The 19,971-nt window shown below is 65.8% G+C and carries 12 protein-coding genes; 4 read left to right on the top strand and 8 right to left on the bottom strand.

The annotated features are described in order from the left end of the window. Positions 1-2: 2 nt before the first annotated feature. The 5 genes from ACZ50Q_RS03605 to tssH all read right to left on the bottom strand — a co-directional run bounded on the left by ACZ50Q_RS03605 (position 3) and on the right by tssH (position 7,650). The gene (locus ACZ50Q_RS03605; RefSeq protein WP_464080580.1) at positions 3-2,693 is read right to left on the bottom strand and encodes a fimbria/pilus outer membrane usher protein; all 2,691 of its coding nucleotides are present in this window, start codon (positions 2,691-2,693) and stop codon (positions 3-5) included. A gap of 38 nt (positions 2,694-2,731) precedes the next feature. Next, on the bottom strand, positions 2,732-3,472 hold the full coding sequence (locus tag ACZ50Q_RS03600; protein WP_231952213.1) for a fimbrial biogenesis chaperone: 741 nt from the start codon (positions 3,470-3,472) through the stop codon (positions 2,732-2,734). Between the two features lie 83 nt (positions 3,473-3,555). Continuing rightward, on the bottom strand, positions 3,556-4,095 hold the full coding sequence (locus ACZ50Q_RS03595) for a fimbrial protein (protein ID WP_464080579.1): 540 nt from the start codon (positions 4,093-4,095) through the stop codon (positions 3,556-3,558). 231 nt (positions 4,096-4,326) lie between these two features. Further along, positions 4,327-4,971, bottom strand: coding sequence for a response regulator (locus tag ACZ50Q_RS03590; RefSeq protein WP_464080578.1), 645 nt, complete (start codon positions 4,969-4,971; stop codon positions 4,327-4,329). 12 nt (positions 4,972-4,983) lie between these two features. Then, positions 4,984-7,650, bottom strand: coding sequence for a type VI secretion system ATPase TssH (gene tssH, locus ACZ50Q_RS03585; protein ID WP_464080577.1), 2,667 nt, complete (start codon positions 7,648-7,650; stop codon positions 4,984-4,986). A gap of 369 nt (positions 7,651-8,019) precedes the next feature. On the opposite strand from tssH, the gene ACZ50Q_RS03580 reads away from it, so the two are divergent. From ACZ50Q_RS03580 to prpF, 4 genes are all read left to right on the top strand, one after another. Continuing rightward, positions 8,020-8,712 (top strand): response regulator, encoded by a 693-nt coding sequence (locus ACZ50Q_RS03580; RefSeq protein ID WP_464080576.1) that lies wholly within the window; start codon positions 8,020-8,022, stop codon positions 8,710-8,712. A gap of 174 nt (positions 8,713-8,886) precedes the next feature. Beyond that, positions 8,887-9,597 (top strand): GntR family transcriptional regulator, encoded by a 711-nt coding sequence (locus ACZ50Q_RS03575; protein WP_092580841.1) that lies wholly within the window; start codon positions 8,887-8,889, stop codon positions 9,595-9,597. Further along, positions 9,597-12,212 carry a Fe/S-dependent 2-methylisocitrate dehydratase AcnD gene (acnD, locus tag ACZ50Q_RS03570; protein WP_092580839.1) on the top strand — a complete coding sequence of 872 codons (2,616 nt, stop codon included), beginning with the start codon at positions 9,597-9,599 and terminating at the stop codon, positions 12,210-12,212. Before ACZ50Q_RS03575 ends, acnD begins: the two co-directional genes overlap by 1 nt. Before the next feature lie 70 nt (positions 12,213-12,282). Then, positions 12,283-13,467, top strand: a complete 1,185-nt coding sequence (gene prpF, locus ACZ50Q_RS03565; protein WP_464080575.1) for a 2-methylaconitate cis-trans isomerase PrpF — start codon at positions 12,283-12,285, stop codon at positions 13,465-13,467. A 58-nt stretch (positions 13,468-13,525) separates the two neighbouring features. Here the strand turns inward: prpF and ACZ50Q_RS03560 are convergent, their stop codons facing one another. The 3 genes from ACZ50Q_RS03560 to ACZ50Q_RS03550 form a co-directional block, all read right to left on the bottom strand. Continuing rightward, entirely contained in the window at positions 13,526-13,828 is a 303-nt protein-coding gene (locus ACZ50Q_RS03560) for a hypothetical protein (RefSeq protein WP_464080574.1), read from the bottom strand. Positions 13,829-14,561: 733 nt separating this feature from the next. Next, positions 14,562-15,041 (bottom strand): hypothetical protein, encoded by a 480-nt coding sequence (locus ACZ50Q_RS03555; protein WP_464080573.1) that lies wholly within the window; start codon positions 15,039-15,041, stop codon positions 14,562-14,564. A 41-nt stretch (positions 15,042-15,082) separates the two neighbouring features. Then, on the bottom strand, positions 15,083-19,948 hold the full coding sequence (locus tag ACZ50Q_RS03550; RefSeq protein WP_464080572.1) for an RHS repeat-associated core domain-containing protein: 4,866 nt from the start codon (positions 19,946-19,948) through the stop codon (positions 15,083-15,085). Positions 19,949-19,971: the final 23 nt, after the last annotated feature.

Here is a 19,971-nt window from a genome sequence, read left to right as displayed (position 1 = left end):
GATCACCCTTTCTTGCCTGGCGCCGCGGACACCGCGGCCCCCGATACGCGGCACGCCGCCTGTACGCGCACGATGCTGGCGATGCCCGCCTTGGGCTGCCCCGCGACGGCGGGCGCTTGCGGCGGCAGCGTGTATTCGGCACGGCACTGCTGGTCCGGCGCCTGGCCCCAACGAATCTGCACCGCGCCCTGTTCCGCCAGCCCGCGCACCAGCGCGGCGCCGCCTTGGCCCACCGTGCCCAGGGCGGTGCCGTCCGCCTCCTGGAACACGTCGGCGCCCAGCGGCACGGCTTCGCCGTCCTCGCGGCGCAGCCGCAGCAGCACCGGCCGGCCCTGGGTCGTGCGCATTTCCACCAGCACGATGGCATCCAGCGTGGGCACGATCTCTTCGGAGGTGTTGTCCAGCTCGACGTCCATGCCGAGGCTGGAGGGGTCGAGCATCACGTTGTTGACTCGGTACGGTGTCAGGGACGGCACGAACGCGTAGCCGTTCGCATCGATTTCCGCGCCCTGGCCGTTGATCAGCCGCGCGCCGGTGGCGCCCTTGGCCTGCACCAGCGCGCCGGCGCGGCCCAACGAGGGCCCGGCCGTCAGGCCGCCGCTGTGCGCGACCACGGCGCCGCGCGCACCCAGCCCCACCTGCTTGGACCGGTTGCCGATCGACGCGTTGGCCGTGTAGGTGCCGAACGGCGCGCGGTAGGCGCCGTAGCCGCCCAGGGTGTTGACGCTGGCGCTCGATTCGCTGTTCTGCGCGGTGGTGGCGGTCAGGCCGAACGACACGGGCAGTTCCGTGCCCCCGCTGCCGCTGGCCGACGCCTGGACCAGGTGGTCGCCCCGGGAGCTGCGGCTGATGCTGGTGCTCAGGCTGTTAAAGCCCGGTCCGGCGTCGATCGCGTTGCGGCCCAGGGGAATCGACAGCGTCAGCATGACCTGGTTGCTCATCGTCGCCGACTCGCCGCTGCGGCTGCGCTGCGCGTAGACCGCATAGGTGAGCTGGCGATACCCGCCGCTGTAACCGATCTGGAACTGCAGGTCATGGCCGGAATCCTCGCGCCAGTAGTTCTGGCTGCTGCCGGTGACGAACAGGTTGCCCCGGTCGCCCACGGGCTGCGACACGTTCACCTGGAACCGCTCCTTCACGCGGAAATTACGCCACGCGTAGCCCGGATCGTCCTCGCTGCCGCCACCGCCTTCGCGCGCATAGATGGCATCGCGCAGGGAATAGAAGTTGGAGGTGGAATAGCGGTAGCCGGCCATGGAGAAGCGCGTGCCGGTGTCCTGCAGAATGTTCGAGTAGTTCAACCGGGTGCTCAGGCCCTTGTGCGACGCGCCGCCGATCTGGGTGCGCGCCCCGGTCACGTCCAGCGAGAACGCGCCGATGGGCGTATTCAGGGCGGACCCCAGCATGAGCGAGGCATAGCCCTCGGACGCCTGCGTGCCCGCGTAGGCGGTCAGCCCGTCGGTCACGCCGTACTGGTAGGTGCCTTCGGCCATCCAGGGTTCGCCGTCGGACTCGGCGTTGCGATACTTCCCCACGCCGGCGCTGTAGCGGTGCACGCCCTGGCGCAGCAGCAGGGGCACGGTCGAGAACGGCACGCTGAACGTGCTTTGGCGCCCATCCGCTTCCTGGACGGTCACTTCAAGGTCGCCGCCATAGCCGGCCGCCGGCATGTCGGCCAGCTCGAACGGCCCTGCCGGCACGTTCTGTTCGTGGATGACCCGTCCGCCCTGGCGCACCGTGACGACGGCGTTGGTGTCGGCGATGCCGCGCACGATGGGCGCGTAGCTGCGCAGCGAATCGGGCAGCATCCGGTCATCGCTGAAGAGCCGCACGCCGCGCAGGCTGGACGTGTCGAAGAGTTCTCCGCTGGTGTTGCTGTCGCCCAGCACGAGCTGGCCGCGCCAGGGCGCGATGTCCCGCTGGGCATAGGTCTCGATGCTGTCCCAGCTGGAATTGCCGCGACTGGACCAGCTTTTGCTCGACCGCTGGCGCAGGCGCCACGCGCCGAGATTCACGCCGGACGTCAGGCCAAGGTACAGATTGCTGAAATTCGTGCCTATGGTGTTGGTGCGGCTGGAGTACGCGTTCAGGCTGTAGTCCAGCAGGCCGACGGTGGCGCCCTCGTTCCAGCGCGACGAATCGACCCATCCGCGGACCCGCGTGTGCATGTAGGCCTGCGGCACGCTCAGGTCCAGCAGCAGGTCGCCCAGGTTCATGTCGGCGCGCGAACCGGGCACCGCCACGCTCAGGGGCTCGCAGCCGGCGGCCTCCCCAAGGGAGGCGTCCCGCGTCGGCGGCGCCTCACCCGTTCGGGCGGCCAGCAGCCGCGCGGTGTCGATGCCCAGTTGCTCAAGCTCCATCAGGCTGAAGCAGGGTTCGGTGAAGCCCGCGGCGTCGACCGCCTGGAAACGCACGTCGAACGTGCCCACCCGCTGGCCGTTGACCCTGACGTCGGTCGCGTAAAGGCCCGGCAGCACTGCGTTGCCGCGGCTGAATCTTGCCAGGTCCATCGACGTCCCGAACAGAAAGCGGGGATCGAAATCGACCTGCGCGTAACGCGGCGGTGCCTCGGCCGGCGACGCCGCGCCGGCCGCGCAAGGCAGCATGAGCGCCGTAATGGCCGCCTGCCGCCATCGGCCGCGTCCCGCATTCGCGGCTGTGCCCGAGAGTCCGGCCGCCCATGACTTGTGCATCTTCACGCAACCTCGCAGCATCATTTTTTCCTTTGCACCTAGGGACGCGGCCTGATTTCCGCCTGCGTCTGGACTTCCGCGCCGTAGTCATTGATGACCCCGAAGCGCACCTGATTGGCGGCAACCGGCTGCCTGTCGGCCGCCTTGCCCGCCGCGCGCTTCAAGACCAGCGTGCCGAACGGCGCGACCATGTCCTGCGCGAAGAAGACCTGCGATCCGGCGATGTTGGCCTGCACGCGGCTGAAGGTGACGTAGTACGGGGTGGGATTGCTGACCTGCAGCGCGCCTTTGTCGCCCAACTGCCAGGTCAGGGCCTGAGGCGCCTCCTCGACCAGCGCCGTCAGGCCGCCCGGACGCATGAACAGCTTGAGCCGCGTGCGCACCGCGAGCTGCATGTAGTTCTCGTTTTCCTTGCGCTCGGCTTTGGGCGGGACTTCCAGCACATTCAGGAAGTAGAGGGATTCGCGGTCGCGCGGCAGGTCGGCGCCCACGTAAACGATGCGCAGCGTCTGCCCCTTGCCGGGCTCGACCCGCGACACCGGCGGCGTGACCAGGAAAGGCACGTCCAGCGCGCCAGGGGTGGAATTGATGTTGCCGTCATCGATCCATGACTGGACCAGCAGCGGCTTTTCATCGGCGTTGCGCATCCGCAGGCTGACCTCGCGGCTGCCCTCGGGATACACGACGCGGGTTCCGGTGATGACCACACCGGCATTCACACTTGCGGCAATGCATGCCAGAAGCGCGGCAAGCGCCGCGCGCAGGTAGACGAAGAACACGGTAGTCCTTGATCGGGAAACGCGGATATCGATCCGCCGGGGCGGCACGCCCCGGCGGAAGTTCAAGCTAGGCCAGCCGATGCTTACGGATAGGCCAGCGTGAACTCGGCGAACGTCTTCACGACACCCGAGGTGGCCCCGCCCAGCGAGAAGTACTGGCCGCCGTAGACCAGGGTTGCGCCGCGCGTGGCGCCGGCGCCGGTGACCGGGAACGCAGTGCCCGCCGAGCCCGCCTGAATGGGAGTCCCGTCCGCCTCGAGGAGCTGGACCGTGACGTTCTGGGCGCCAGTGGATTCCAGGTTCTTCAGCGTGCGGTATTTCGGTTCCATGTTGGTGATCTCGAAGTGCGCCTGGACCTCGTCGATGGTGTCGGGGCACTCGATGACGTCGATTTCGAACGCCCTGGAACCCGCCGTATCGCCCTCGGTGATCAGCGATTGGGTCGACACCGTCGGCAGCAGGACGGTCTGGTCCTCCGAAGCCGGAGCGACCTTGCAGGTGTCGGGAATCAGGGTGCCTTCGAAGTTGACCTTGCCCGTGCCGACCTGCTGGGCGCTGGCCGGCAACGCGGCGGCAGCGGCCAGCGCGGCGGCGATGGAGATGCCGAGAATGCGGAGTTTCATCTTAAGTTCCTCTGTTTGGATATCGAAGTGAGAACGCGTGGCCAGAACTCAAAACACGGAAGCGGGATCCGCTGGTCCATCTTCTGACACGACCACGGTCAGTCTAGGTAGCGCCCGCGGGTTCGCACATCAGCGCTGTCCGATACGGAGGAAATAAGCCCGGTGTGATTGCAGTGCGCGGCGACAATAAGACGAAATCCGGCCTTTGCTGCCCGAGCCGGATGTCGCTCATCAGGTCATGCCGTTGCGCACGCCATACCTGACCAGTTCGCTGTCCGAATGCACGTCCAGTTTGCGCATCGCGGCGCGCTTCTGCGCGCTGACCGTCTGCTTCGAGCGCGAGAACTTCTCTGCGATTTCGCCGACCGTCAGGCCGGCGAGAAACAGGCGCACGACCTCGACTTCGCACGGCGTCAGTTTGCTGGCGCGCTCCGCGCCCGCGCCGCCCGTCCCCGCCTCGAGCGCCCCGCGTATACGCGGGGAGCGATACCGGTCGCCGCGCCAGGTGGCCTGTATCGCATGGCGCAGGTGTTCGGTCATGTCGGACTTGCTGACGATGCCCTGCACCCCCAGCCGTTCCACCGCCTGCAGCACCAGCGGACTGTCGATCGACGTCAGCACGATGAGCTTGAGCGCCGGATGCCGCTGCTGGATCAGCGTCAGCATGCCCAGGCCGTCGCCGAAGCTCTCGCCCGACATGACGTAGTCGCTCACGAGCACATCGCACGGCTGGCTCAGCAGCACGCTGAAGAGCTGCGTCGAGTTCTGGGCGCTTGCGACGACCCGGGCATGGCTCATCTCCGCGACTTCGACCTGCACGCCTCTGACGCAGACGGGATGACCGTCGGCCACGATGACTCGGATCGGATTGGACATTGGGCGGCCCCTTCAGTTTGCGTCCACCAGATGCGGTTGAAACGAAAAAGCGGCTTCCGGCGCCGCGTCCTTGTCCTGGACCAGGATGTCCACGCGCGCCAGCGTCTTGCGGTCGGCCATGGCATCCATCCAGAGTGACGCCAGGCGCGGCAGGATGTGCTGTTCGAGATGGCCGATCAGCGCGCGGGCGCCCGTCTGGTCGACCCGGCACGCGGCCACCACATAATCGACCACGTCCTGCTCGTAGGAAAGCCGAGACTTCAATGTTTCGGACATACGGCGCACTACGCGGTCCAGGTGCAACCGCACGATGCTGGCCAGCGCATCGCTGCGCAACGGCGCGTAGGGGATGACGGTCAGGCGGCCCAGCAGCGCCGCCGGAAAGCGCGCCAGCAGGTCGGGCTCGATCGCCTGGCGCAGGCCGTCGAACGCGGGCGGCGCGTCCTCGTCCGCGCAGAGCGTGGCGATCAGCTCGCTGGCCACGTTGGTCGTCAGCAGGATGACCGTGTTGCGAAAGTCGATGTAGCGTCCGTCGCCGTCTTCCATGTAGCCCTTGTCGAACACCTGGAAGAACAGTTCGTGCACGTCGCTGTGCGCCTTCTCGACCTCATCGAGCAGGATCACGGAATAAGGCCGGCGGCGCACCGCTTCGGTCAGCACCCCGCCTTCGCCGTAGCCCACGTACCCGGGCGGCGCGCCGCGCAGGCCCGACACGGTGTGCGCTTCCTGGTATTCGCTGAGGTTGATGGAGATGAGATTCTGTTCGCCGCCATACAGCGCTTCGGCCAGCGCGAGCGCGGTTTCGGTCTTGCCCACGCCCGAGGGGCCGGCCAGCAGGAATACGCCTTGGGGCTTTTGCGGATCGGACAGGCCCGCGCGGGCGGTGCGCACCCGCTGCACGATGCGCTCGATGGGCTGCTCCTGCCCGATCACCCGCGCGCGCAGCGCGCCTTGGAGATTGCGCACGGCCGTGATCTCGTCGGTGAGCATGCGCCCCACGGGAATGCCGGTCCAGTCGGCGACGATCTCCGCCACCGCGCTGTCGCTGACCTCCGGATGCACCAGCGGCGTTTCGCCCTGCTGCGCACGCAGGGCCTGCGCGGCTTGCGCCAGCGCGGACGCCGATTCCGGGTCCGCGCCGTCCGGCCTGCCCTCGAGCGCGGCGGCGCGCCGCTCCAGGAGGGCTTGGACCTGCGCGCGCTGCTCGCGCCAGTCGTGCTCGATGGCCGCCTTCTCGTCCCGCAGCGCCGCCATGCGCGCGTCGATCTCGGCCAGCTCGGCGGCATCGCGCAGGCCGACCGTTGCCTCCGCATCCAGCAACGCGCGCTCGGACTCGCAGGCCAGCATGCGCTGCTGGACGTGCTCGAGCACCTTGGGCGGGGCGTGCTGCGACAGCGCCACCCGGGCGCAGGCGGTGTCGAGCAGGCTGATCGCCTTGTCCGGCAGCTGCCGCGTGGGCAGGTAACGCTGCGACAGGGTCACCGCCGCCCGCACCGCGTCGTCGCGGACCAGCACGCCGTGGTGGCGCGCGAAGCTGGGCACCAGGCCACGCACCATGGCCACGGCCTGCTCGATCTGCGGTTCCGCCACCTGCAGCATGTGGAACCGGCGCGTCAGCGCGGGATCCTTTTCGATGTAGCGCTTGTACTCCGCCCACGTCGTGGCCCCGATCACGCGCAGGTCGCCCCGCGCCAGCATGGGCTTGAGCAGGTTGGCGGCGTCGCCCGTCCCGGCCTGGCCGCCCGCGCCGATCAGCGTGTGCATTTCATCGATGAAGAGGATGGTCATGGCGGCCGAGCGCTTGGCCGCGTCCAGCAGGCCCTTCAGGCGCGATTCGAACTCCCCCTTCACGCTGGCGCCCGCCAGCATGGCGCCGATGTCCACGTTCAGCACGCGCGCGCCCGCCAGCATCGGGGGCACGACCCCCTGCGCGATGGCGATCGCCAGGCCCTCGACCACCGCGGTCTTGCCCACGCCTGCCTCGCCAGTCAGCAGCGGATTGTTCTGGCGCCGGCGCATCAGCACATCGACCATCGCGCGAATCTCGATCTCGCGGCTGAGCACGGGGTCCAGGCCCCCGTCGCGGGCCCGCGCGGTAAGGTCCGTGCAGAACTTGGCCAAGAGGTCGTCCTGCCCGGGCGCGCCGTCCTGCGCGGCGCCGTCCGGCCGTTGCCCTGCCGGCTGCCCCGACGCCGGCCCCGCGGCCTCGGGCGACCCGTCGATCCAGCTGCGCAGGGGCGCCGCCAGGTCGTCCATCGGCACCTTGCGGAATTCGGGCGAAATGCCCAGCAGCACCCGGCGCAATTCGGGGTCGGTGGCCAGCGCGTGGATCAGCCAGCCGCCCCGGATGCGGGAGTCGTTGAACTGCAGGGTCGCGCTGATCCACGCCCGCTCGACCGCGATCTCGACCTGATAGGAGAAGTCGCTGACCGATCCCGCGCCGCCAGGCAATGAGGCCAGCGCCTCGCGCACATGCAGGTCGATGACTTCGGGATCGGCTCCCGCGTGACGCAGGATGCGCTGCAGATCGCCATCCGATTGATTCAACAGCTGATGCAGCCAGTGGACCACTTCCACGTACGGGTTTCCCCGCAATTTGCAGAATGCCGTGGCCGATTCCAGGCTCTGGAACAGTCGTTGATTGAGTTTTCCGAACAGGACGCGTCGAAGAATTGTCATTCGTCTTTTAAGTGGTTGGCCCAAGGATTTTTCCGAGGCTATCCACCATCAATCGACGAAACAATCAGACTAGACAAAAGTTATTTCCGAAGAGATTGCTCGCGGCGCGGCGCCGTTTCCCTGCTTGATCAGGCGCAGTGCGGCCCGCGAAAAGCCGCTGAGCGAACAACTTGTCTTCGCTTTTCGAAATAGTCCTATTCCCAGTGACCCACCGCGCCATAAAAATCCCAGTGACGATCGAACCGGGACTTCTCGATGCGCACGCCGCCGCAGGGCCGCCGGTCTATCGCCGCGGTGTCTCCCGGCCGCTCACCAGGCGGCCGGCATTACCTAATCTTGCAGACAGGCAGAACCCTCATTCCTATGCACATGCACCCGCCCCGCATACGGCTCGGCATCCTGGACAGCCATCCCCTGGTACTCAAAGGTCTCACCGCAATATTCGAAAAATGCACCGACGTCGATGTGCTCGGCACGTACGACGACAGCGTGGCCCTGCTCGACGCGATGTCATCCATGCACACCGAGGTGGTGCTCATGGAATACTTCCTCGACGACTCCCATCACGATGGCGCCGAGCTCATTCCCATCCTGCGACGGCTGCATCCCGACACCCGCGTCGTCATCTTCTCCGCCTCGCAGGACCCCGGCGTTGCCGCCCTGGCCTTGCGCCTCGGCGCCCACGGCTTTGTCAGCAAGTGCGCGCCGGAAGAGGTCGTCCTCACCGCGCTGCGCCGGGTCCACGCCGGGGGGCAATTCATCGACCCCGCGATCCGGCATCTGCTGCCCGACAGCCTTTCTCCCATCTTTCCCGTCGCGGCGCAGCGCATCCGGGCCGGGCGGCGCATCCAGGCCTTGCTCGACAGCGCCAAGCTGTCCCCCAGCGAACGCATTGTCCTCAAGACCTTCGTGTCGGGCATCAACGTGATGGAAATCGCGGCGCGCCTGCATAAAAGCCCCAAGACGGTCAGCTCGCAGAAGGCGGCCGCGTTCCGCAAGCTGGGCGTCTCATCGGATAGCGGGCTGTTCCGCCTGATCAGCAGCACCTCCGAACCCTACTGATCCGTCCCCCGGGCGGCGCCGCGCCCAGGGCGCCAAGGCCTGGGCCGCGCCCCGCCGCAGGCCGCCGGCCCGCTTGCGTCCGCCCCCCGCCCGGGAGTAAATTGTTGACAATTTGGCGCGCCGAGCGCGCTTTTCTGGGATATTTCCCAAGAAAACCTACGGATTGTCGACACCATGAGCAAAGTGCTCACCCTGCCGACGGCGGCGCCGAACGACGGCGAAACCCTGTCGGACCACATCTTCCGCAAGATCCAGTCCGCCATCGTCAAGGGCGAGATCGCCCCGGGCAGCAAGATTTCCGAGCCCGAGCTGGCGCGCATCCACGGCGTCAGCCGCGGTCCGCTGCGCGAAGCCCTGCATCGCCTGGAAGGCCAGAAACTGCTGGTGCGCGTGCCGCACGCCGGCGCGCGGGTCGTGTCCCTGTCGATCCAGGAACTGGTTGAACTCTACGAAATCCGCGAATCGCTGGAAGGCACGGCCTGCCGGCTGGCCGCCGAGCGCATGCCGCCCTCGGAAATCGACGAGCTGCGCGGCGTGCTGGAAGCGCACGAACGCGACGAAGCCTTCCAGGCCGGCCTGGGCTACTACCAGCAGGAAGGGGATTACGATTTCCACTACCGCATCGTCAAGGGCAGCGGCAACCAGATGCTGTTTCGCATGCTCTGCGACGAGCTCTACCAACTGGCGCGGATGTACCGCATCCAGTATTCGACCACGCCCAACCGCCCGCGGCAGGCCTACGCCGAACACCACCGCATTCTCGACGCCATCGCCGACGGCGACGGCGAGCTGGCTGAAATGCTGATGCGCCGCCACATCCGCGCATCCCGCATCAATATCGAACAACAGATCGCGCAAAGCACCCCACAGCGCACGGAGGCATGATGAACAAGTCGTATCGCAAGACCCTGCCCGGCACCCGCCTGGACTACTTCGACGCCCGCGCGGCCGTGGACGCCATTGCGCCCGGCGCGTATGACGGCCTGCCTTACACGTCGCGCGTCCTGGCCGAGAACCTGGTGCGCCGCTGCGATCCCGCGCTGCTCACGGATGCGCTCAAACAGCTCATCGAGCGCCGCCGCGACCTGGATTTTCCGTGGTTTCCGGCGCGCGTCGTCTGTCATGACATCCTGGGCCAGACCGCGCTGGTGGACCTGGCCGGCCTGCGCGACGCGATCGCCGACAAGGGCGGCGATCCGGCCAAGGTCAACCCCGTGGTGCCCGTGCAGCTCATCGTCGACCACTCGCTGGCAGTGGAATACGACGGCAACGATCCGGACGCCTTCGCCAAGAACCGCGCGGTCGAAGACCGCCGCAACGAAGACCGCTTCCATTTCATCGACTGGACCAAGGCGGCCTTCGAGAACATCGAAGTCGTCCCGCCGGGCAACGGCATCATGCACCAGATCAACCTGGAGCGGATGTCGCCCGTGATCTACACGCAGGACGGCGTGGCCTTCCCCGACACGCTGGTGGGCACCGACAGCCACACGCCGCACGTGGACGCGCTGGGCGTCATCGCCATCGGCGTGGGCGGCCTGGAAGCCGAAAACGTCATGCTGGGCCGCGCGTCGTGGATGCGCCTGCCCGACATCGTCGGCGTCGAACTCACCGGCCGCGCCCAGCCCGGCATCACCGCCACCGACATCGTGCTGACCCTGACCGAATTCCTGCGCAAGGAAAAAGTCGTGGGCGCGTACCTGGAGTTCTACGGCGAAGGCGCCTCCAGCCTCACGCTGGGCGACCGCGCCACCATCTCGAACATGGCGCCCGAGTACGGCGCCACGGCCGCGATGTTCTCCATCGACCAGCAGACCATCGACTACCTGCGCCTGACCGGTCGCGAAGACGCGCAGATCGCGCTGGTGGAAACCTACGCCAAGACCGCGGGCCTGTGGTCCGACAGCCTGGCGACCGCGCAGTACGAGCGCGTGCTGCGCTTTGACCTGTCCACCGTGGTGCGCACCCTGGCCGGCCCGTCCAATCCGCATCGCCGCCTGCCGGTGTCCGACCTGGCCGAACGCGGCATCGCCGGCGTGGTCGAAAACCAGCCCGGCCTCATGCCCGACGGCGCCGTCATCATCGCCGCCATCACCAGCTGCACCAACACCAGCAACCCGCGCAACGTCATCGCCGCCGGCCTGCTGGCGCGCAACGCCAACCGCGCCGGCCTGGCGCGCAAGCCCTGGGTGAAGAGCTCGCTCGCGCCCGGCTCCAAGGCCGTGCAGCTCTATCTGGAAGAAGCCGGCCTCACGCATGAGCTGGAGCAGCTGGGCTTTGGCGTCGTGGCGTTCGCCTGTACCACGTGCAACGGCATGTCCGGCGCGCTGGACCCGAAGATCCAGCAGGAAATCATCGACCGCGATCTCTACGCCACCGCCGTGCTGTCCGGCAACCGCAACTTCGACGGCCGCATCCACCCCTACGCCAAGCAGGCCTTCCTGGCCTCGCCGCCGCTGGTCGTGGCCTACGCCATCGCCGGCACCATCCGCTTCGACATCGAGCGCGACGTGCTGGGCGTGGCCGCCGACGGCCGCGAAATCCGCCTGAAGGACATCTGGCCCAGCGACGAGGAAATCGACGCCATGGTCAAGTCCGCGGTCAAGCCCGAGCAGTTCCGCAAGGTCTACGCCCCGATGTTCGGCATCAAGGACGACCGCCAGACCGCCGTCAGCCCGCTGTACGACTGGCGCCCGCAAAGCACCTACATCCGCCGCCCGCCCTACTGGGAAGGCGCGCTCGCCGGCGAACGCACGCTGCGCGGCATGCTGCCGCTGGCCGTGCTGGGCGACAACATCACCACCGACCACCTGTCGCCGTCCAACGCCATCCTGCTGGACAGCGCTGCGGGCGAGTACCTGCACAAGATGGGCCTGCCCGAAGAGGACTTCAACTCCTACGCCACGCACCGCGGCGATCACCTGACCGCGCAGCGCGCCACCTTCGCCAATCCCAAGCTCTTCAACGAGATGGTCAAGAACGCCGACGGCAGCGTGAAGCAGGGCTCGCTGGCGCGCGTGGAGCCCGAAGGCCAGGTCATGCGCATGTGGGAAGCCATTGAAACCTACATGAACCGCAAGCAGCCGCTCATCATCGTGGCCGGCGCCGACTACGGCCAGGGCTCGTCGCGCGACTGGGCCGCCAAGGGCGTGCGCCTGGCCGGGGTCGAGGCCATCGTCGCCGAAGGCTTCGAGCGCATCCACCGCACCAACCTCATCGGCATGGGCGTGCTGCCGCTCGAATTCAAGCCCGGCGTGAACCGCAAGACCCTGGCGCTGGACGGCACCGAAAGCTACGACGTGACCGGCGAACGCAAGCCGCGCGCGGACCTGACGCTGGTCATCCACCGCCGCAACGGCAGCACCGAGCAGGTCCCGGTGACCTGCCGCCTGGACACCGCAGAAGAAGTCTCGATCTATGAAGCCGGCGGCGTGCTGCAACGCTTTGCGCAGGATTTCCTGGAGGCCGCCTCCGCCTCCGGCGCCGGCAAGCTCGCCTGACCGGCCGTCATGCAGACCGGCGGGCGTTGCAGCGCCCGCCGCCCCTATTCCGATATCTCAGGACTGTTTCATGGCACATGCTCCCCAAACCAAGATCGCGGCCACCTACATGCGCGGCGGCACCAGCAAAGGCGTGTTCTTCAAGCTGGACGACCTGCCCGAGTCCGCGCGCGTGCCCGGCGCCGCGCGCGACGCGCTGCTGCTGCGCGTGATCGGCAGCCCCGACCCCTACGGCAAGCAGATCGACGGCATGGGCGCCGCCACCTCCAGCACCAGCAAGACCGTCATCGTCGCCAAAAGCGCGCGTCCCGATCATGACGTGGACTACCTCTTCGGCCAGGTCTCCATCGACCAGCCCTTCGTGGACTGGAGCGGCAACTGCGGCAACCTGTCCGCCGCGGTCGGCCCCTTCGCCATCACCAACGGCCTCGTCGATCCGGCCCGCATCCCGCAGGACGGCACCGCCGTGGTGCGCATCTGGCAGGCCAACATCCAGAAAACCATCATCGCGCACGTGCCCATCACCGGCGGCGCGGTGCAGGAGACGGGCGACTTCGAACTGGACGGCGTGACCTTCCCGGCCGCCGAACTGCGCCTGGAATTCATGGACCCGGCCGAGGAAGGCGACGGCGGTTCCATGTTCCCCACCGGCAACCTGGTCGACAACCTGGAAGTGCCGGGCGTGGGCACCTTCAAGGCCACGATGATCAACTCCGGCATCCCCACGATCTTCCTGGAAGCCGATGCCCTGGGCTACACCGGCACGGAACTGCAGGAAGCCATCAACGGCGACGCCGCCGCGCTGGCGCGCTTCGAGACCATCCGCGCCCACGGCGCGCTGCGCATGGGCCTCATCAAGGACATCGCCGAGGCCGCCAGCCGCCAGCACACCCCCAAGATCGCCTTCGTCGCCCCGCCCAAGGCCTACGTGTCGTCCAGCGGCAAGCAGATCGGCACGGGCGACATCGACGTCCTGGTGCGCGCCCTGTCTATGGGCAAGCTGCACCACGCCATGATGGGCACGGCCTCCGTCGCCATCGCCACCGCGGCCGCCGTGCCCGGCACGCTGGTCAACCTGGCCGCGGGCGGCGGCGAACGCGACAACGTGTGCTTCGGCCACCCCTCAGGCACGCTGCGCGTGGGCGCGCAGGCGCAGTCGGTTGACGGCGAATGGAAAGTCACCAAGGCCATCATGAGCCGCAGCGCGCGGGTGCTGATGGAAGGGCGGGTGCATGTGCCGCGGGAGGGGTTTTGACGGGAGATCAGAATCGCGAGGCAGCAGCCTGCAGTTCTGGGCGGAAAGTTCAGGAGTATTACCTTTCAACACCGCCCGTTAAGCAGGAAGCCCGGCGCAGATCGGAGATGAAAATCCAAAGCGTATTGGGAATTTCGTTGTGACAACGCAGCCCGAGACTAGCAACGTCGACATGGAATTTCACTAATACGCGTTCTCCTCGTTCATGGCGGCGTAGGCCCGATTGCGACTCTACGTTGACGACCAGACCTCGCTGCCCGACCAGTTTCCAGTAATTTTCCGAATCTCGTATTGAGGCGGCGGCCGTTTTTGTTCCGAGAAAGGTCTCTATGACAACGGGATCATTCGGGAAGAAATTCATTAGCGCCTCCAAAATTCTGCCAAACAGTTCAAAGAGCTCGGCTTATCTGGCGCTCACGTCCCGGATAAGGCCCTTTTCGCGGCCTGCGGGCATATCAAGGACGCACCTCGTCCATCGTCGCCAGCAAATGTTTTCGCGCCATTGGCCGGGTCCATCACCGGTGAACGCTCGACCCTAGCAACTTTTGAAGCCGCCGCACTTCCTGCAATAGGCGAGGAACATCCTGCCTTGCGTGAGCGATAAAGTCCTGATCGGCTACAGTCGCCCCGGACAACTCTATGTCCTCATGCCTAGCCCCCGGCGGCCCCGTTCGAATAAAGTTCGAACCGCTCTCGTGGTCTCTACCCTCTATATATGACTGCCATGGGCCGGGCGTTACCGCCTGGCAGCGCGCTTCGATTCGATCTAGTTCTGCACTGTTCATGCTGATTCACCTTGTCACGCTGGGGTTTTTGACCACAGGGGTCATCAATGATTAGGCTTGCTTGCCCGTGATTCAGGAAAGTGTCGCATGATACGGATTACTTCTGGTTGGAGAAGGAACAACATCACCACCTGCCGCTGTCACAGCGCCAACCGTGGTGGTTCCCACCTTGGAGTGCGGAATACTCGCGGTTAGTTCTCCAAGCGACTTACCGTTTGCACTGTTTACAGAGACACCGCTTATCTTCATGCTCATCGTCAATTCCCTCGATTATGACGTGAGCAGGTTCTCACTGGTCATTACATATGCTTAGTCGACCTTGAACTTGTGCATTCGTGTATGTTGCTCTAGATATAGCCGAAAGCTGCGGCAATACTCATGCCCCAGCAAACCAATATCGGCAAAAACAAACCCCAGCATAAAATCTGCCCCATCCTTCGTCAGCGAGGACCTCTCTCTACTAAATAGGGCATATTGGATTATTTTCAACAACACCTGTTCACTCTCTTCAAAATTGGCGTCCTCCCTATTCTTCATGTTTTCTATGCACAATTTGTCCAGCAAGTCCGGACCGTTTTTTTTGGACAGATGATCCCTGATGATGTCAATGTAGGAAGTAACGATGCTTTTGACCCGAGATGAAATACAGAGGCGTGTCCGTTCATGGATCAGGCAGTCCTGAATATAGTCAGTCAGAACGAAGAAAAAGTCCTCATAACTCATCGATTCAATATTGAAGCGCTCTTCAAAGATCTTGTATTGATTCATGCAGTCGCTTGCGTCGCTCATGTTTGGATCCCTTCTCTTGTTACTCATCTACCGTCCAGCGTTTATCTCGTTGGGCAATCGTCTCTGATTCCCAGTTGCCGCTGGACATGGGCGCAAGAGCCACAAGCAGGCATGGGTTTGCCTTTCTTGTCGTTGCGCCAGGTTTGGGAAGATCCGCCTTGAACCAGATCTTTCAGTTCGTCGAGTGTTTCTATCCCTCCGGCATTCGCGGCTTTACTCAACGCGTCCGCTTCGGCGCAAGCTCCGTGATATTCGCTTCGCTCAATCAGCGGAACATTGTCATAAGCTGCCTTAACGGCAGCGTTTGTTATGCCTCTTCCGCCCTCGCCGGAGCTGAGTCCCCATTGCGAACCTCCCGGTATGTTCTGCGCGCGAAGTACACCTCTAGCACCCGCTAGCCCGAGCGGATCCAGCCATTCGATGGGGTTATGGGCATACTGATAAATGTTCAGCCCACCCGAAAATCCGATCGGATCCTTCGATATAAACCGCCCGATCTGCGGATCATAGTACCGATGGCGGTTGTAATGCAGGCCTGTTTCGGGGTCCAGATACTGCCCCTGGAATCGGATCGGATTACGTATCCCTGCCGCGCGGGCGGCATCGCTGATGGCTTCTTTCGCCGCGCCCCACGCGTGGTAGTGCGCGCTCCAAACAATATCGCCTTGCGCGTCGGTCAGTTCCTGCGGCGTGCCCAGGTGGTCGCAGTGATACCAGGCCATGGCGTCCACCGGGTCCGGGTCGGGCGAGGTTGTCCATAGCGGGTCGCGGTCGATGTCGTAGGCACCCGCGTAAACAGGTTGCTGATGCAGCAGCACGGGTTTGCGGCTGATCGCCTGGGCCAGCGGGACGAAGCTGCCGGGTTCGTATAGGTAGTGTGTGGTCTGGTCGTCGCGGCCTTCCCATGCCAGGGTGTCGCCATCCCAGCCGTACAGCGTTGTGCTGCAACCCATCGCGCGATTCGCGCGCGCTTGTTCTTCCCGGATCTGCGCGGGCGTCATGCCAGGCCGTTCGCGCCAGTGCGCTTCGGATTGCTTGAGCAAGCGGCGGCCCAGCGCGTCGTACTGGTAGCTCACTTGCAGGCTGTTGTTGCTGTAGCCCGTCAGGCGGTTGAAGAGATCCCATTCGAAGCGCGAGCGCTGGCCGTTGTGCAGCTTCTCGACGAGGTTGCCGCGCGGGTCGTAGGTGTAGTGGGTGCCGGCGTATTCGCGCAGCAGGTTGTCCAGGCGCACGGAACGCTGGCGGTAGGTGTAGACGGGGCCCGCCATGCCTAGCGTGCTGGCGTGGGCCGGGTCGCTGGACGGGTCGAGGAGATTGCTTGCCGGGTCGAAGGCGAAGGTTTCCTTGCCCAGGCTGCTGGTGGCCTCCAATAGGCGTCCTACCGGGTCATAGCGATACGCCAAGGGGCCTCGGCGGCTGTCCTGGATTGCTTCCAACTGGCCCGCCGCATCGTAGCGGTAGCCGCGGTGGATCAGGCGCTGCGCGCCCCGCGCGATGCTCTGTGCATTCAGGCGCCCCATCCCATCCCACGATTGCGTCTGCGCCAGACCATTGCCTTGCGTGCGGGTGGTCTCGCGATGCAGGTCGTCGCGTTCGATGCTGACGAGTTCATGGTCGTCGAACAGCAGGCCGTGTACGTGGCCCGAGCCATAAGTCAGCACGCTGACGCGATGGCCATCGGAGCGGTGCGTGGCGATGCGTTGGTTCAGCTCGTTGTACTCGTGCTTCCAGACCGCCACGACCGGTTGCGCCAGACGTAGATAGTGCTGGTGTTCGCGGGTCAGGTTGCCGGCAGCGTCGTGGAACCATTGGAGCCGGCAGGCGGCGTTCTCGGCGAGGATCATGCGGCCGTTGCCGTCGTAGGCGTAGCGCTCTGTCTGCGCCTCGACGCGAACCTGCGCTGAGCGTGAGGGCGCGGGTGCTGACGTTTGCGTGGCCGTTTGCGCCGACGTACGCGCCGCCGCTTGTGCTGCGGTCTGCCCCGCCGCTTGCGCTGACGGCGCATACGGCCGCGCCAAACGTTGGGTCACGCGCCCCAGCGCGTCGAACGTGAACTCGATGACCCGGTCGCCATCCTGCGCCGACAGCAACGTACCGCTGTCCGGGTCGTAGCGATATCGGGTGGCCACGTCATCGAAGCCTCGCTCCTCCAGCAGTCGCCCGGCCGGGTCATAGACGAATCTCGCCTGCCGGTCGTTCTCATTGGCGAGCGCCGTGAGCCGACCCAGCTTGTCCCATTCGTATTGGAGCGTCCGCCCCGCCGCGTCCAGGCGCTGGGCAAGGAGCCCCGCGCCGTTGTATGTCCACTGCGTGCGCCGGCCCAGCGCGTCGGTGTGGGCCAGCAGCCGCCCTTCGGCGTCGCGCTCGTAGTGTTCGACCGTCTGGTCCGGGTGCGTGACCAGGGCCAGATGCCCCGCCTCGTACCTGTAGCGTGTGACGTTGCCCGCCGCATCGGTAAAGGCGGTCAACTGTCCCGCCTCGTCATACGCCCAGGCGCTGCGCTTACCCGAGCAATCCGTGTACTGCGTGAGCAGCCCCGCCGCGTTGTAGGCCAGCAGTTTCTCTCCGCCCCGTGCGTCCCGGATCGCAACCGGATTGCCCGCCACGTCATTGGCGTACTCGGTCTTATTGCCCAGCGGATCGATAGCTTCGGTCAGGTACCCACGCGGGCTGTAGTCGCGCTGCCACAGGCCGCCTTCGGCGTCGCGGATCTTGAAGAGCTGGTCCTGGTCGTCGTAGGCGTAGTGGACCGAGGTGCCATCCGCGCGCAGATGTTCGAGCAGATTGCTGCGCTCGTCGTAGGCGTAGCTGTCGATGTTGCCGTCGGGGTGGATGTGCGTGACCACGTTCTTGGCGTCGTCGCGATATAACCATTCCGACAGGCCGTCCGGATGCACGATGCGGTAGGTGTAGCCGTCGATGTCGTAGTAGTGCTCCGTGACATGCCCGAGCGCATCGGTGACGTAGGTCAGGCGGATCTCGGGGTGCCAGCGCAGGCGCGTGTCGAAGCTGCCGTCGTCGGCCCATTCGCGCACGGCGCGCGCCTTGGGGCCTGAACCCTCCCACTCCAGGTTCATGCCGCGTCCGGTGCGGTCGGTGTAGCGGGTGATGAGGTGCTGCCGGTAGTGGTAGTCCCACTGGGCGCCGTGTTCGTCCCGCGCCCGCAGGAGGTCCCCTTGCTCGTCGTAGTCGTAGCCGGCCAATTGCCGCTGCGGCTCTCCGTCCTTGAGTTGCCAGAGCGCCACGATGCGGCCGGCGGCATCGATCTGCGTGCCGACGTGCGTGTGGGGGACATCGTCCAGATACGTCACGAGGTCGGACAGAACGCTGCGCCGTCCCACGACATGCCGATAGTGCAACGCGACGCGCGCGCCGTTGCGCAGGTGGATGCCCGTCAGCCGAAACCGCCGGCCCTCGCGTTGATAGGTCGCGCGCCGCTCGTATCCTTGCGCCACGGTCAGTTCGCTGTCGGAGGTGCGCACTACCGTCAGGTTCTCGACGGGGTCGTAGTGGAACTTGCCGACCGCCGGTAGCGGCCAGGCGTGCGTGCGCCCGTCCTCGGCGTGATAGCGCAGGGTTTCGCGGTCCGCGCCTGCCGTCTTGATGTCGATGCGCGAGGTGTACTCGTTGATCCAGCGTGCGCCGATGACGCCGTTGTCGTACGCAGCCAGGTCCGAGGAATACGTTCGCGCCCAGCGCAGCGCAAAGGGCCCTGGCAACGAGAAATCCACATGCGTGATCCGCTCAGTCCCCATCGCAAAGCTGATGCTGTGGCAGGTGGCCGGACACGCGCCATTCTTGTCTTTATTGGCATTCCGCCGCGCGCGGGCCTGGCGGCGGATGCGCGCCAGGCGCATCGAACGCGCCATCTGCCGGGCCTTGCTCGCCACGGCCGGTCGCACGTTCGCGCCGATCGCGTACCCCTTGCGCTGGCGCCACAGCACCACGGCCACCGACAGTTGCATGAGCAGCGACGCGATGCTGTTGACGTTGTTCTCGTCGGCCAGCGATTGCATGCTGTCATTGACTTGCGGCGCCAGGGCGTTCAGGCGCTGGGCGGAGCGCAGCATCAAGTCGCGCGCCTTGGCGGGCAGCAGGTCCTTGGCGGCGTTGCCGACCGACTGCTTGCTGCCGCGTACGCCGCTACCGAGGCCATCCCAGAGGTCGCGCGCCGCGCCCAGCGGCGAGTCCCACTTCTTGTCCCACGCGGACGAGAGCTGCTCGCCCGCCTTCTCAAACGAGGCGTCCGCGTTTGCCGGCACGGTCAGGCTGACCAGGACATCGGCCAGCGCCCGGATGATTTCTTCTGCCTTGGCCCCCGCATCCTGCAGCAGCCCTTCCAACCGTGCCTGCGCCTGTTGCGCGAAGTCTTCGATGTCGCCGGCGATGTTCTCGCTCAAGTGCGCGGCCAGGGCCATGATGATGGCGTTGCCCAGGCCCGCCTTGGCCTGGCGCGCGACCTCCTTTTGCACGAGAAACAGCGCGGGCCGAAGGCTCATGCGCGCAGCCGCCGTGCCGGGCACGGGCACCACGCCGAACAGGTTGATGCCCAGGCTCACCCAGTCCAGGAATTGGGTGGGATTGCTGTCGACCAATGTCGTGATGTCGCCGATGGCGTCGACCAGCGCCATGAGGTTGCCCAGCACCGGCACCGCGCCCGCGGCCGCCTTGATGCGCGGCAGCGTGACCCAGCCGTCGCTGTTTTCGCGCAGCCATTGGTCAAAGGCGTTCTGGCCAGCCTCGACGTCTTCGGGGGCAATGGTGTTCAGCGGAGCGACGACGCCTTGTGGGCCGTCCAGGTCTTCGTCGCTCCATTGGATGCCGTCGTTCTCGGCTTCGGCTTCCTGGTATTCGGCTTCGGTGTAGTCCTCGTCGACCGGGCGACCCGGCTTGGAGCGGATGGTCATGGCGGGGCGTTGATTGTTGGGGG

The sequence above is a fragment of the Achromobacter sp. T5-5 genome (genome assembly GCF_055397965.1).
The sequence above is the reverse complement of the archived record's forward strand: the minus strand, read 5'-3'. Positions and strand labels throughout refer to the sequence as shown.